Consider the following 14741-nt stretch of genomic DNA (forward strand, 5'->3'; position numbering starts at 1 on the left):
GACATACTGATTACTAATTGTAATTTGGATTAATAATGTCACACTGAGCTTGTCGAAGTGATTTAAGTTAAGTAGATGACCCAGAGAAAAATTGAAATAATGGATACCACACTTCGTGATGGAGAACAAACATCAGGAGTGTCGTTTTCAGTTTCAGAGAAGTTAACCATTGCAAAATTACTATTAGAAGAACTAAAGGTAGATCGTTTAGAAATAGCCTCTGCAAGAGTTTCTGAAGGAGAATTACAAGCAGTACAAAAAATTACTTCTTGGGCTTCAGAAAATAATCAGTTAAGTAAAATTGAGGTGTTAACCTTTGTTGATGGTGGAAAATCTATTGATTGGATGCTAGAAGCAGGAGCAAAAGTACAGAATTTATTAACCAAAGGTTCTTTAAATCACCTAACACATCAACTTAAAAAAACACCAGCACAACATTTTGCTGATATCAAAGCCAATATTGAGTTAGCTGCAAAAAACAACATTAAAACCAATGTATATTTAGAAGATTGGTCTAATGGAATGCGAAACTCAAAAGACTATGTTTTTGAATATTTAGACTTTTTAACAGCTCAAAAAGTAGAACGTATTTTATTGCCAGATACTTTAGGGGTTTTAACACATACAGAAACTGCTAATTTCATCACAGAAGTTAGAGAAAGATATCCGAATACACACATCGATTTTCACGGTCATAATGATTACGATTTGGGTGTAGCCAATGTTATGGAAGCTGTAAAAGCGGGTGTAAATGGGTTACATTTAACCATAAATGGAATGGGTGAACGTGCAGGAAATGCACCAATGGCAAGTGTTATTGCAGTTATCAATGATTTTTTAACGGATGTAAAAGTTGATGTGAACGAAACTGCTTTAAACAAAATTAGTAAGTTAGTAGAAACATTTTCAGGATTTAGAATTCCTGTAAACAAACCAGTTGTTGGTGCAAATGTTTTTACACAAACTGCAGGGATTCACGCAGATGGAGATAATAAAAATAATCTGTATTTTAACGATTTAATGCCAGAACGTTTTGGTAGAAAACGTAAATATGCATTAGGAAAAACATCAGGAAAAGCAAATATCCAAAAGAATTTACAAGATTTAGGCATCAGTTTAAATGATGACGAATTAAAGAAAGTTACCCAAAGAATTATTGAATTAGGAGATAAAAAAGAAGTCGTTTCTCAAGAAGATTTACCTTATATCATTTCTGATGTTTTAGATAGTGATACTATAGAAAAACGTGTAGTTGTAGAAAATTATGTTTTAGGACACGCAAAAGGAATGAAACCATCTACTACTTTGCAATTAAAAGTAGAAGGTGTACAATATGAAGCACACGCACAAGGAGATGGACAATTTGATGCTTTTATGAATGCATTGCGTAAATTGTACAAAACTCACAGTAAAAAAGATTTACCAGATTTAATCGATTATGGTGTGCGTATTCCTCCTGGAAGTCATTCTGATGCCTTGTGTGAAACCATCATTACTTGGAAAAGAGAAGAAAAAGAATTTATTACACGTGGTTTAGATTCAGATCAAACAGTATCTGCAATTAAAGCCACAGAGAAAATGTTGAATATTATTTAGCTTGAAGTGGGAAGAATGAAGTTTGGTGTTCCTGTCATTTAGAGCGAAACGAAGTGAAGTCGAAAAATCTATTAAATACATAAATAAAAGATCTCTCCATAAAGTCGAGATGACAAATAATTAAAAATATGAAATTAAACATAGCCTTATTAGCAGGAGATGGAATTGGTCCTGAAGTAATAGACCAAGCCGTAAAAGTATCTGATGCAATTGCAAAAAAGTTCAATCACGAAATTAACTGGAAACCAGCTTTAACAGGTGCAGCTGCTATTGATGCAGTTGGAGAGCCTTATCCTGATGAAACACATGAAATTTGTGCTTCTTCTGATGCTGTTTTATTTGGTGCAATTGGGCATCCACGTTTTGATAATGATCCTTCTGCAAAAGTTCGTCCAGAACAAGGATTGTTAAAAATGCGTAAGAAATTAGGATTGTTTGCCAATGTAAGACCAACATTTACGTTTCCTTCTTTATTAGATAAATCTCCTTTAAAAAGAGAACGTATTGAAGGAACTGATTTGGTTTTTTTACGTGAATTAACAGGTGGAATTTATTTTGGTGAAAAGGGTAGAAGAGAAGAAGGAGAAACTGCTTTCGATAATTGTGTTTACACGAGAGCAGAGGTACAAAGATTAGCCAAAAAAGGTTTTGAATTGGCAATGACACGTGGTAAGAAATTATGTTGTGTAGATAAAGCGAATGTATTAGAAACTTCACGTTTATGGAGAGAAACTGTGCAAGCCATGGAAAAAGACTATCCAGAAGTGGAGGTTTCTTATGAGTTTGTAGATGCAGTTGCAATGCGTTTGGTTCAATGGCCAAATAGTTATGATGTATTAATTACAGAAAACTTATTTGGAGATATTTTAACAGATGAAGCATCTGTAATTTCTGGTTCTATGGGATTAATGCCAAGTGCTTCTTTAGGAGCTGAAATTGGTTTGTTTGAGCCAATTCACGGTTCTTATCCACAAGCAACAGGATTAAATATTGCAAATCCTATGGCTACAGTTTTATCTGCAGCAATGATGTTTGAAAACTTTGGTTTACAAGCAGAAGGAAAAGCAATTAGAGATGCTGTAAATGAGGCTTTAAATAAAGGTATCGTTACCGAAGATTTAGCTGATGGTGGAAAATCTTATGGAACATCAGAAGTTGGAGATTGGTTAGCAGAAAACGTTTAAAAATTAGTGTAAGATAAAAAACTCGAAGCTAAGCTTCGAGTTTTTTTATGATTTTATTTAAATTTCTGTCTAAGAAAAGAACTTATCCATTTTTAATTTTTCTTCTTCAGCTAAAGCAGCATCAACTAAAATACGTCCACTGTGCTCATCAATTGTAATTTTCTTTCTATTTGCAATTTCTAATTGCACTTGTGGTGGTATTGTAAAGTAAGATCCTCCAGAAGCACCTCTTTCTATAGCTACAACTGCTAAACCATTTTTAACTTTAGATCTAATTCTAGAATATGCAGAAAATAAGTGAGTGTCTAAAGTTTTAGAAAACTCATCAGATTTTTGTAAAAGCAACTCTTCTTCTTTTTCTGTCTCTTTTAAGATGGCATCTAATTCTGCTTTTTTATGACCTAAATGCTGATTTTGCTTTTCTAATTTTTCTTTAGTAGCACCAATTACTTCCATTTTTTGAGCAATTTTTGCTTTGAATTCATTAATTCTTTTTTCAGCTAACTGAATTTCTAACTCTTGATATTCAATTTCTTTAGACAAAGAGTCAAACTCTCTGTTATTTCTTACTTTTTTTTGTTGCTCATCATATTTTTTCATTAATGAGTTAGATTCTTCTATCGCTAATTTTTTATTATTGATATCTGTTTCTAAGTCAGCAACATCTTGGTTTAAATTTCCAATACGTGTATTTAAACCTGCAACTTCATCTTCTAAATCTTCTACTTCTAAGGGTAATTCACCTCTAACATTTCTAATTTCGTCAATTCTTGAGTCTATCAATTGTAAATCGTATAAAGCTCTTAACTTTTGTTCAACCGAAATTTCTTTCTTCTTTGCCATGTTTATATATAATATATGGGATTTGTACTTTTTTCTGATAAAATGACTGCAAAATTACTAAATTTTTTCATAAGATAATCAACCAAAAGGTTTTTTGTAAACTGTTCGCTTTCATAATGTCCAATATCTGCCAAAAGAATACTGTTTTCTGCTTTAAAAAACTCATGATATTTAAAATCTGCACTTACGTAAGCATCAGCTCCAGCTTTTTTTGCGTCAGATATGGCAAAACTTCCAGATCCACCTAAAACTGCTACTTTTTTTATTTTTTTATGTATAAATGCTGAATGACGTACACAATCTGTTTGCATTGTTTTCTTTAAATAAAGTAAAAATTCTTTTTCATCCATTGCAGTAGAAAGTTCACCTATCATTCCCATTCCAATATCTTGATGTACGTTTTCTGTAGTTAAAATTTCATAAGCAACTTCTTCATAAGGATGGTTTTCTTGTAATGATTTTAAGATTTTTGCTTCATTTTTACTTTCAAAAATAACAGAAATCTGAGTTTCCTTTTCAGAATGATTTTTTCCTTTTTCTCCAACTGTAGGGTTTGAATTTTCATTTCCTCTATAGGTTCCTTCTCCTTGTATATTAAAAGAACAATTGTCATAATTGCCAATATTTCCTGCACCAGCTTTAAAAAGAGACTTTCTTAATGTTTCTGCATTATCAATAGGTACAAAAGTGATTAGTTTTTTAATAATCCCTTTTTTGGGAATTAATATTTTTGTATTTTTTAGATGTAAAGTTTCACATATTTTTGCAGAAACTCCATTTTTAGAATTGTCTAATGCAGTATGTGTAGCATAAATGGCAATGTCATTTTTAATCGCTTTTACTACCACTCTTTCTACATAAGAATTTCCATTGAGTTTTTTTAATCCTCCAAAAATTATAGGATGGAAACTTATAATTAGGTTACAATTTTTATCAATAGCTTCATCTATGGTTTCTTCTAATGTATCTAAAGTTACCAAAACTCCAGAAACTTCTGTATTGTAACTGCCTACTAACAGCCCTACATTATCAAAATCTTCTGCATAATTAAGAGGAGCTAGTTCTTCTAAATAATTGGTGATGTTTTTGATTGTCATAAAATAAATTATATGGAAAACCAAAGTTAGCATTTTCCGTCCATCAATCCATAAAAATGACTTATTTTCGTAATAATGAAAATTGTACGTTTTTTATTATTCCCAATTGCCATTATTTACGATATCGTTACAAGAATTCGTAATTACTTTTTTGATATTGGTGTTTTTAAACAAACTTCATTTAAAATCCCAGTAATTGTTGTTGGTAATTTAAGTGTGGGTGGTACTGGAAAAACACCACAAATAGAATATTTAATTAATCTTTTAAAAGATTCTTATAAAACTTCTGTTTTAAGTAGGGGATATAAAAGAAAAACAAAAGGTTTTGTCTTGTTAAATAAAAGACATTCTGCAAAAGATGTTGGAGATGAACCTTTGCAATATTTTAGGAAATTTAAAAATATAAATGTTGCTGTAGATGCAAATAGAGTTGCAGGAATTTCTAAATTAATTTCTGATGAATCTCCAGAAGTAATTTTGTTAGATGACGCTTATCAACATAGAAAAGTAAAAGGAAGCTTTTATATTTTATTAACCAAATACAATGATTTATTTGTGGATGATTTTTTATTACCCACTGGAAATTTAAGAGAAAGTAAAAAAGGAGCAAAAAGAGCAGATGTAATCATTATAACCAAATGTCCAGAAAATCTCGATGAAACCTCTCAAAATAAAATTAAAAGCAAACTAAAGAAATACAATAAAAAAGTTTTCTTTACCTCTATTTCTTATGATGATAGTACTTCTGGAACTCATAAAATTTTAATTAATAACTTAAAAAACTATGAAGTTGTATTAGTTACAGGAATTGCAAATCCTTTTCCATTATTATCGTTTTTGAAGGAAAATAAAGTGCATTTTAAGCACTTAAAGTTTTCTGATCATCATCATTTTACAAATAAAGATATAGAATTGATACGAAGAGAATATTCAATTTTAAAATCAGATAAAAAAATTATTTTAACTACAGAAAAAGATTTTGTAAGATTAGAAGGTAGCTTAAAGGAGCTTTCTTACTTAGGAATTAGAACTGCTTTTTTAAATAGAGAAGAAGAATTTAATACTATAATTAAAAATCATATACTTTAAAACCGGCACTTATAGGATGCCGGTTTCTTTTGATTTGTGTTAGAATGATTGCTTTTAAAGGCAATCCACAAATAATAAGACACTATATTTTTTAGAAAGTCACATATATTTTTTATTTGGTATTATTTTTGATATTTTTGAAGAAACATATACCAAATGAAAAAAATAGTATTGATTCTTACTTCGTTTCTTATAGGTGCAACAACTCATTTTTTAGCTCAAGAAAAGATAAGTGAAAGTGTTATAGAAAAACCTTTTTTAAATTGGGAGGATACTTATCAAAAAGCTTTAAAAAAATCTAAAAAAGAAAAAAAGCCTGTATTAATTTATTTTACAGGTTCAGATTGGTGTGGCCCTTGCAAAGAATTAGATAAAGAATTGTTTCACACAAAAAAGTTTAAAGCTTTAGCAGATAAAGATTTGGTTTTACTAGAAGTAAATAACCCAAGAAATAAAAACTTAGTTTCTCCAGAAAAACTTCAAGAAAATTATAAGCTAATCCGCAAGTATAAAGTTAAATCATATCCAACATTAGTACTTGTAAATAAAAAAGGAAGAATGATTGGTTACAAGAAAGGTAAAATGCTAACAGAATATTACTATCCTTTTTTACAATCTGTTATAGAAAATTATTAACAAAAAACCGAAGCAATTTGCTTCGGTTTTTTTTATTCGATACAAATCGAACTTTTATTTTTGATTGATTACTCTAAACGTAGTTCTTCTGTTAGCTCTGTGTTCTGCTTCTGTACAAGAAACACCATCTGCACATCTGTTTGTTAATCTTCTTTCACCAAATCCATTTGCAGTTAATTGACTAGGATTTACTCCTTTAGAAATTAAGTAGTTTGTTACTGCTTGTGCTCTTCTTTCTGATAAATCTTGGTTACTCTCTTTAGTTCCTCTAGAATCTGTATGAGACTCAATTGCAACAGCTACACCATCTTTTAAGATTGGTAATAAACGAGCATCGATAATTCTTTTTGCTCCGTTAGTTAAAGTAGCACTTCCTAAATTCCAATTAATTGGTAATGGAGTGTTGTTTACCAATTCACATTCTACTTCTTTCCAAGTAGTTAAACCACCTTTATTTACTAAAACTTCTTTAGTAACAGTTTTGTATTTGGCTGGTACAGTAACTTCTTCTTTATAAGCATCTTTTACTAAAACAATTTTTTTAATAGTACTGTAAACAGCAGGAACATCTATAGTTTTTGTAGTTGGTCCTTTAACCATTACTCTTTTAGTATATGTTTTTTCATACCCAGGAACTGGAGAAGAAGTTGTAGAAGCATCTGCATCTAATTTAGTTTGCGGTACTGTTACAAATTGAGCAGGAATTGGCTTGTAACACCAATATCTACAATCATTTGGATCACTAGATTCACAATCTGGGGCTTTCTCACTCATTTCCCAAACAGCAGAGGCTGCTTTTGTTTCTATAACTTTAGAGTCTGGTCTAAAGGTAGCTTTTATAACCCTTAATTTGTTTGCATCTTCTTTACCAACATAAGTTTCTGTTCTAGTTTCCCAAACACTTGGTATAACTACTAATTTTTTGTCTGCTTCTTTTACTAAAACTCTTTCAGTAATTGTTTTGTATGTGGCTGGGTAGGTTATGATTTTTTTGTAAGCAGGCGCAATTTCTATTGTTACATCTTCGTTTTTCCATACTTCTGGAGTTTTACAACGTACATAACATTTTCCTGGTTCTGGGTTTTCTGGTAAGTCTTGACCGAAAGCTACAGCTCCAATCATTAAGAAAAAACCACTAAATAAAATTTTTTTCATAATTAAAATAGTTTTTGATTTATATGTTAGTATGACACTCAATTTTTTTGAAGGTCACAGTAAATATAAAAAAAATGTTAATATTTGTTAATGAAAAGTTAAAGAAGTTTAGATTTTGTTGTAAAATAAGCTTTTAATGATACCATCAGAAAGTCCTATTTTAGGTACATAAATTTTTCTGGCACCACTCCATTTCATTGCAGATAAGTAAATTTTTGTTGCAGGTATAATTACGTCTGCTCTATCTGGATTTAAGCTGAGTTCAGAAATTCTTTCTTCGTAAGACATTTGCTTTAAAAACTGATATTGGGCACTTAAATAGATATAAGAAATAGGTTTTCCCTCTGTTCTACCAGACATTTTAAACAGTTTGTTAATGTTACCTCCAGAACCAATTAAAGAAACCTTTTTTAAGTTTTTTGTATTCTTTTTAATCCATTTTTCTACGTTCGAAAAAATCTCTTTATTTACAGATTTTTTATTGTTTAGTAAACGTACTGTTCCCATTTTAAAAGATTTTGAAGTTACTATTTTACCTTCAGAAAATATAGTAAACTCAGTACTTCCACCACCAACATCTACATACAAATAGGAGCTGTTGCCTACAATTAATTCGTTTAAGTCTGTAGATGATATAATAGCAGCTTCTTCTTTACCTCCAATAATATCAATTTGTACTCCTGTTTTAGCAAGTATTTCTGTAACAACGTCTTTCCCATTTTTAGCTTCTCTCATGGCAGAAGTTGCACAAGCTTTGTATTTTTCTACTCCATGTACATCCATTAATAATTTAAAAGCTTCTAAAGCATTAACCATCCTAGCAGTATTTTCTTGGCTAATAATTCCGCCAACAAAAGCATCTGCTCCTAAACGAATAGGCACACGTACTAAAGAAGATTTTTTAAATTGTGGTTCTTTGTCTTCAGAAACAATTACGTTAGATACTAATAGTCTTATTGCGTTAGAACCAATATCTATAGCACCATATTTTTTTATTTCTAACACAATTTATTATTTATGGTTTTTAGGAAATTCTACCAAAATTGTTTTTCCTCTTCTAATGTTTTTCCAATGTTTCTCTTGAAACTGAATACCAATAACACCACAAGTGGTTACGTGAGCTAGGGGTTTGTCTCCAAATTCATTTACAAATGTATTAATACCATGGTCATGACTAAAAATAATTGCAGAATTATAGCCATCATCTAAAGCATTTACAGTTTTTACCAAGTAGCCATCACTAAAACTGTAAAGTTGTTTTTTTATTTGAAGATTTGTGTGCGGAAACCCAAAGTTTTCGCAAAAAATAACAGCAGTATGCAATGCTCTGTTTGCACTACTAGTTATGAAAACGTCTGGTTTGTCAATTTTTTTTGACAAAATTTTAGACATTAAATGGGCATCTTTAATGCCACGTTTTTTTAGAGGTCTGTCAATATCTTCTATACCAGAGTATTTCCAAGAAGATTTTGCATGTCTAACAATGTATAAGGTTTTCATTAGATGAATGATTGTTGAGTTGTAAATATAAAAATTTATGGTGCTAATCTTTCTAATTTCCAAGAAAAATCTTTTTGTAAAGAATATCTTATTCTATCGTGCATTCTATTGGGTCTACCTTGCCAAAATTCTATAGAAACTGGTTTTACCAAATACCCTCCCCAATGTTTTGGTCTATTAATTTCTTTTCCTGCAAAATTTCTTTCAAACATTTTTAGGTTTTTATCCAATTCTGCTCTAGAGGAAACCACAGTGCTTTGGTTAGAAGCCCAAGCACCCAATTTACTTCCATCTGGTCTAGATTCAAAATAGCCATCAGATAAATTTTCAGCTTGCTGTTCTGCTTTTCCTTTGATAATAATTTGTTGTTCTAAAGCTGGCCAGAAGAAAGATAAACAAATATGGTTGTTGTTTTCTATTGCTTTTCCTTTTTCTGAAGTATAGTTGGTGTAAAAAATAAAACCCTCCCAAGTAAATTTTTTAAGCAAAACAATTCTATTTTTTGGGTAACCATCTTTACCTATGGTAGCTACATTCATTGCATTGGTTTCTTCTACAGTATCAGATTCATCTGCGTTTCTAAACCAAGTTTGAAATAGTTCCATTGGGTTTTCTGGACAATTACTTTCTAAAAGTTCTTGTTTTTCGTAGGATTTTCTATAACTACTCAAATCTTTAGCCATACTTTTTTATTTAAGGGGTTAATTAATTTCTTTTTTTGATGTAAGTAAATATATGCTCTTAGTCCTTAATACGTCTTGCCAATCTACAAAACTTATAGCAGTTATCCATTTTGGATATGCACTATAAACTTTTGTGAGTTTGTAATTTTCTATATGTTGACTAAAAATAAACTTATCATGAATTAAAAAGGCTTTGTGTATGTTGTTCTTTTTTAGATACTCACTAATATTATCAGTCGGTTTTATAACAAGCGAAGTAATATTTTTTGGTCTATAAAAAGATGATTTTAAATCTACTAAAAAATGATAGGTTTCTTTTGATGTTGAAATAACTGTGTTGTTTTTGTTAGAAGTATTTGCATATAAAAAACGATACAATTTTACAGTTTCGTTTGCAGGTTTAAACATCATAAAAATAAGTAATAAACCATTTAAAATTAAAGAAAATCTAAATATTTTCTTATGCCAATTTTTTATTTCTTTATCTAAAAAGTATGTTTTTAAACCATATATAGAAATAAAAACCACTAGGTAAATTATTGGAAACAAAAATCGAATTTCTTTATGGCCAATAAAAGAGTGAACAATAATAAATAATACACTTACCCATATAAAAAGATGCTTTTTTAATGAAAAAAGACCTTTAAAAAAAGAAAGGAATAAAACAATGCTTATAGGTGGTATTGCAGTTAAAAGAAATAAATAAGAATAAGCATAAAAGGGAGAAGTGCCAAAATTAGCAGCTTTGCCATCTATTAAATTTAATTTTATATAATTATAAGGCGCAAAAGTAAATTGATTGTAAAAGAGGCTGTCTAAATAGATGCCTAAAGCAATGACCAATCCTAAAATACTTTTTGATAGTAATATTTTTAAAAGTTTTACTTTTTCTATAATAAGTACATAAGCGTAAATTGCAAAAATGGCTATAGATATTTGGTATCTAAATAGAAAAGAAATACCTAATAACAAACCAATAAGACTAAAATTTAAATAGTTTTTTTGCTTTGTTAATAGTAATATTGATATTAAAAGAAACAAAGCTGCATAATTTTCCGAAGAGAAACGCGCACTAACAAAAGGGATAAACCAAAGTAGTAAAGTGCATGCGTAGAATAGATTTAACCATTTTTTTTCTTTGAAATATTTTTCGCCATAAAATTCATTTAGTTTAACTATTGTAAACCAAATTAAAAGTGCACTAATTATTCTAAATAGTGTAGCAATGTAAAAAGGGTTTTCTAATCCTATAAAATGTAAAAATTTAATACTCACATAAGCAACCCAAGGTTGAAAAGAAGATCTCATTTTTTCATTAAACTCCCAAGGCAAATCAGAACTGTCTATATTGCCTAGTTTGTATTGCGCAAACTCTATAATTTGAAAATATTCGTCTGAATGAAAATGACCAACACTAAAATACGCAGTCGTTAAAAAGATAATTAAAGCAGTATATTTTATTTTTTTTATCATTACTAACGTTCACTTTTAAATAAAAATAATCCAGTAAAAGTTAAAAACCCATTTAAAACTAAAACGAAAAACCCAAAATCAAAATTAAAGTACTTTAAACTGTGATAGCTAATAATAAACGTTAAGATTGGAGCTAATAAGCAAATAGCAGGTACCATTTTGTCTTTAACTTTCAGTTTTGTAAATAAACCAAAAGCATACAAACCTAATAAAGGGCCATAAGTGTATCCTGCTGCTTTAAAAATATTAGCAATAACACTTTCATCTGCAATAAAATATTTAAAAATTAGAATGATGAGAATTAAAACAATAGAAAAGACAACGTGAATTTTCTTTCTAATTTTTTCTTGTAATTTTTTATCTTCTTTTTTATCAATTTCTAAAATATCTATACTAAAAGAAGTTGTTAAAGAAGTTAGTGCAGAGTCTGCACTTGAGTAGGCTGCTGCAATTAACCCTAATAAGAAAAACAATGCTGTTGCTATACCTAACTTACCTTGAGTTGCTATGATTGGAAAAAGCTGATCTTTATGTGCATCAATACCATTTTGTTGTGCAAAATCTGTTAGTAAAACACCCAATGCTAAAAAGAAAAAGTTAACAATTACTAAAACAATGGTAAACCAAAACATGTTTTTTTGAGCGTCTTTTAAATTTCTACAGGTTAAATTTTTCTGCATCATATCTTGGTCTAAACCTGTCATAACAACTGCTATAAATGCTCCTGCAAGAAACTGTTTCCAAAAATAATTTCCAGCATTTACATCATCAAAAAAGAATGTTTTAGATAATTCGCTATCAGCAACATAAGAAAAAATATTGTTAATTTCCATTTTATCAGAAATCGTATAAATACAAACACCAACAGCAATTAGCATAAATAAAGTTTGCAAAGTATCTGTCCAAACAATGGTTTTAATTCCGCCTTTAAAAGTGTACAACCAAATTAATAAAATAGTTATGGAAACTGTTACCCAAAATGGAATTCCATATGCATCAAATAGAATGACTTGTAATACATTAGCAACTAAAAATAAACGGAAAGCGGCTCCAATTGTTCTAGAAAGTAAGAAAAAACTTGCTCCAGTTTTGTAAGAATATCGCCCAAATCTATCTTCTAAATAGGTGTAAATTGATGTTAAATTTAGTCTATAATATAGAGGAAGTAATACCAAACCAATTACTGCATAACCAATAACGTAACCCAAAACCATCTGAAAATAACTCATACTTTGGGCTTCTACCCAACCTGGAACTGAGATAAATGTTACTCCAGAAAGAGATGCACCAATCATACCAAAAGCCACTAAATACCAAGGAGATGAGTTGTTGGCTTTGAAAAAGGTTTTATTATCAGCAGATTTCCCTGTAATGTAAGAAATGAAAATTAACACAGAAAAATAAGCGACAATTAATAGTAAAATGTGAAGTGGTTGCATTGTAAATTACAAATGTTTAATTATGAATTACGAGTTACGAATATAAGTTTTTTGTAGAACAGAAAACAGAGAAAAGAGAATAGAAAACTAAAAAGTTTTTTTTAAAATTTCTTTATTCTTATTTCTTTTGATGTCGTATTTTTGGATTGTGGATTTTTCATCAAAACTTTTAGAAAACGCAGTAAACGAAGTATCGCGTTTACCAGGAATAGGAAAACGAACTGCATTACGTTTGGTATTACATTTATTAAAACAACCTTCAGATAATACCAAATATTTATCTGAAGCATTACTGCATTTAAGAAATGATGTAAAAACTTGTGAAAAATGCCATAATATTTCAGATACTATTTTGTGTGATATTTGTAATAACTCTAAAAGAAACCCTGAAATTGTTTGTGTTGTGGAAGACATTAGAGATGTTATGGCAATTGAGAGTACTTCTCAATTTAATGGTTTGTACCATGTTTTAGGTGGTAAAATTTCTCCAATTGAAGGAATTGGTCCGCAAAATTTACAAATAGATTCTTTGGTAACCAAAGTTGAAAAAGGAGAAATAAAAGAACTTATTTTTGCTTTAAGTTCTACTATGGAAGGAGATACCACCAATTTTTACATCTTTAAACAAATCGAAAAATACGAGATTACAACTTCAACTATTGCAAGAGGAATTTCTGTTGGTGATGAATTGGAATATGCAGATGAGGTTACTTTAGGAAGAAGTATTGTAAATCGAATTCCTTTTGAGCAGAGTATAAAAAGTTAAACTATTCCTCCTCTAAAACAACACTTTTACTCATTTTAACTTTATGCTTTTTAAAAGAATAATAAGCCATAAATGCACTAATTACCATTAAAATTGCTGCCAATAAAAATGGAGCTCCAGCAAACTCAAAAGGAGCATCTTCTTTCGTGAAATAATAAAAAATACCAGTCATTAAAGGAGGACCAACAATAGCAGAAGCACTCATTAAACCTGTTAAAGTACCTTGAATTTCGCCTTGTTCTGTATCTGGAACTTGAATAGAGATTACAGCTTGTAAAGCAGGGCCAGCAATACCTCCTAAACAATAAGGAATTAAAAAGACAAACAACATCCATCCATCAGTAGCAAATGCAAATAGCAACATGCCTAAACTGTATAAAAAGAAACCTACATAAATACTTTTTTCATTTCCTAATCTTGGGTTTATCCATCTAATTAAAACACCTTGCACTAATGCTACCATTAAACCAATCATCCCTAATGAATAGCCAACCATATCTACATCCCAATTAAATTTATACATAGAAAAAAAACTCCAATTGCTTTGTATGGCATGAGAAGCTACATATAAAATAAACATAGATAATACTAAGCCAATTAACTTAGGATACTTTTTTAAACTTAAAAAACTTCCAACAGGATTTGCTCTTTTAATATCAAATGCTCTTCTTTTTTCTTTAGATAAAGATTCTGGAAGTATAAAATAACCATATAAAAAGTTTATAAAACATAAAATTGCGGTCGCGTAAAAAGGGACTCTTGCTCCATATTGTCCCAATAAACCACCAATAACTGGTCCAATGATAAAACCTAAACCGAATGCAGCTCCAATCATCCCAAAGTTTTTGGCTCTGTTTTCTGGTGTGCTAATATCTGCTATGTATGCAGATGCAGTTGTAATACTGGCTCCAGTAATACCAGCAATAATTCGTCCAATAAACAACCATGTAATTGTTGGAGCTAAAGCAAGTAAAATATAGTCTAATGTAAAGCCAAAGAGTGAAATTAAGATAATAGGCCTTCGTCCATATTTGTCACTTAAATTCCCAATAATTGGCGCAAAAATAAATTGAGTAATGGCATAAGCAAAAGTTAACCAGCCACCAATTTTTGCAGCTTCACTAATATCACCTTGAATAAGTTCTTCAATCAAACCAGGAATTACAGGAATGATAATTCCCCATCCAATAACATCAATTAGCATTGTAATAAAAATGAACCCTAAAGCAGCTTGCTTTTTATTTTTTTTCATTAGATGGTTTGAGTTGTCAAATAAAAGA

Annotated in this window: 14 protein-coding genes; 5 read left to right on the forward strand and 9 right to left on the reverse strand. The window is 30.0% G+C overall.

The features are described from left to right. Positions 1 to 75 precede the first annotated feature (75 nt). Positions 76 to 1596: an alpha-isopropylmalate synthase regulatory domain-containing protein gene (locus ACY2RW_RS05110; RefSeq protein ID WP_490121624.1), complete on the forward strand. Its 1521-nt coding sequence runs from the start codon at positions 76 to 78 to the stop codon at positions 1594 to 1596. Positions 1597 to 1724: 128 nt separating this feature from the next. Then, positions 1725 to 2780, forward strand: coding sequence for a 3-isopropylmalate dehydrogenase (leuB, locus tag ACY2RW_RS05115; protein ID WP_490121625.1), 1056 nt, complete (start codon positions 1725 to 1727; stop codon positions 2778 to 2780). Between the two features lie 69 nt (positions 2781 to 2849). On the opposite strand, the gene ACY2RW_RS05120 is transcribed toward leuB, so the two are convergent. Together ACY2RW_RS05120 and ACY2RW_RS05125 are read right to left on the reverse strand one after the other, a co-directional pair. Then, positions 2850 to 3623, reverse strand: a complete 774-nt coding sequence (locus ACY2RW_RS05120) for a zinc ribbon domain-containing protein (protein WP_490121626.1) — start codon at positions 3621 to 3623, stop codon at positions 2850 to 2852. A gap of 2 nt (positions 3624 to 3625) precedes the next feature. Continuing rightward, positions 3626 to 4720, reverse strand: a complete 1095-nt coding sequence (locus ACY2RW_RS05125; RefSeq protein ID WP_490121627.1) for a Nif3-like dinuclear metal center hexameric protein — start codon at positions 4718 to 4720, stop codon at positions 3626 to 3628. Positions 4721 to 4795: 75 nt separating this feature from the next. Between ACY2RW_RS05125 and lpxK the strand changes: the two genes are divergently transcribed. Continuing rightward, positions 4796 to 5809 carry a tetraacyldisaccharide 4'-kinase gene (lpxK, locus tag ACY2RW_RS05130; RefSeq protein WP_490121628.1) on the forward strand — a complete coding sequence of 338 codons (1014 nt, stop codon included), beginning with the start codon at positions 4796 to 4798 and terminating at the stop codon, positions 5807 to 5809. 156 nt (positions 5810 to 5965) lie between these two features. Further along, positions 5966 to 6445: a thioredoxin family protein gene (locus ACY2RW_RS05135; RefSeq protein ID WP_490121629.1), complete on the forward strand. Its 480-nt coding sequence runs from the start codon at positions 5966 to 5968 to the stop codon at positions 6443 to 6445. Positions 6446 to 6499: 54 nt separating this feature from the next. On the opposite strand, the gene ACY2RW_RS05140 is transcribed toward ACY2RW_RS05135, so the two are convergent. From ACY2RW_RS05140 to ACY2RW_RS05165, 6 genes are all read right to left on the reverse strand, one after another. Beyond that, positions 6500 to 7600, reverse strand: a complete 1101-nt coding sequence (locus ACY2RW_RS05140) for an OmpA family protein (protein WP_490121630.1) — start codon at positions 7598 to 7600, stop codon at positions 6500 to 6502. A 108-nt stretch (positions 7601 to 7708) separates the two neighbouring features. Next, complete coding sequence (locus ACY2RW_RS05145) at positions 7709 to 8605, reverse strand: Ppx/GppA phosphatase family protein (RefSeq protein ID WP_490121631.1); 897 nt, start codon at positions 8603 to 8605, stop codon at positions 7709 to 7711. Between the two features lie 6 nt (positions 8606 to 8611). Then, positions 8612 to 9100: a SixA phosphatase family protein gene (locus ACY2RW_RS05150; RefSeq protein WP_490121632.1), complete on the reverse strand. Its 489-nt coding sequence runs from the start codon at positions 9098 to 9100 to the stop codon at positions 8612 to 8614. A 35-nt stretch (positions 9101 to 9135) separates the two neighbouring features. After that, complete coding sequence (gene pdxH, locus ACY2RW_RS05155; protein ID WP_490121633.1) at positions 9136 to 9783, reverse strand: pyridoxamine 5'-phosphate oxidase; 648 nt, start codon at positions 9781 to 9783, stop codon at positions 9136 to 9138. 18 nt (positions 9784 to 9801) lie between these two features. Next, positions 9802 to 11256, reverse strand: a complete 1455-nt coding sequence (locus tag ACY2RW_RS05160) for a glycosyltransferase family protein (protein ID WP_490121634.1) — start codon at positions 11254 to 11256, stop codon at positions 9802 to 9804. 2 nt (positions 11257 to 11258) lie between these two features. Then, on the reverse strand, positions 11259 to 12695 hold the full coding sequence (locus tag ACY2RW_RS05165; RefSeq protein WP_490121635.1) for a sodium:solute symporter: 1437 nt from the start codon (positions 12693 to 12695) through the stop codon (positions 11259 to 11261). Between the two features lie 148 nt (positions 12696 to 12843). Here ACY2RW_RS05165 and recR point away from each other — a divergent pair, with 148 nt between their 5' ends. After that, a complete protein-coding gene (gene recR / locus ACY2RW_RS05170) occupies positions 12844 to 13461 on the forward strand; it encodes a recombination mediator RecR (RefSeq protein ID WP_490121636.1) in 618 nt (205 codons plus the stop codon). 1 nt (position 13462) lies between these two features. On the opposite strand, the gene ACY2RW_RS05175 is transcribed toward recR, so the two are convergent. Continuing rightward, complete coding sequence (locus ACY2RW_RS05175; RefSeq protein WP_490121637.1) at positions 13463 to 14713, reverse strand: TCR/Tet family MFS transporter; 1251 nt, start codon at positions 14711 to 14713, stop codon at positions 13463 to 13465. Positions 14714 to 14741 lie beyond the last annotated feature (28 nt).

Source organism: Polaribacter sp. 2305UL8-11 (assembly GCF_058147165.1).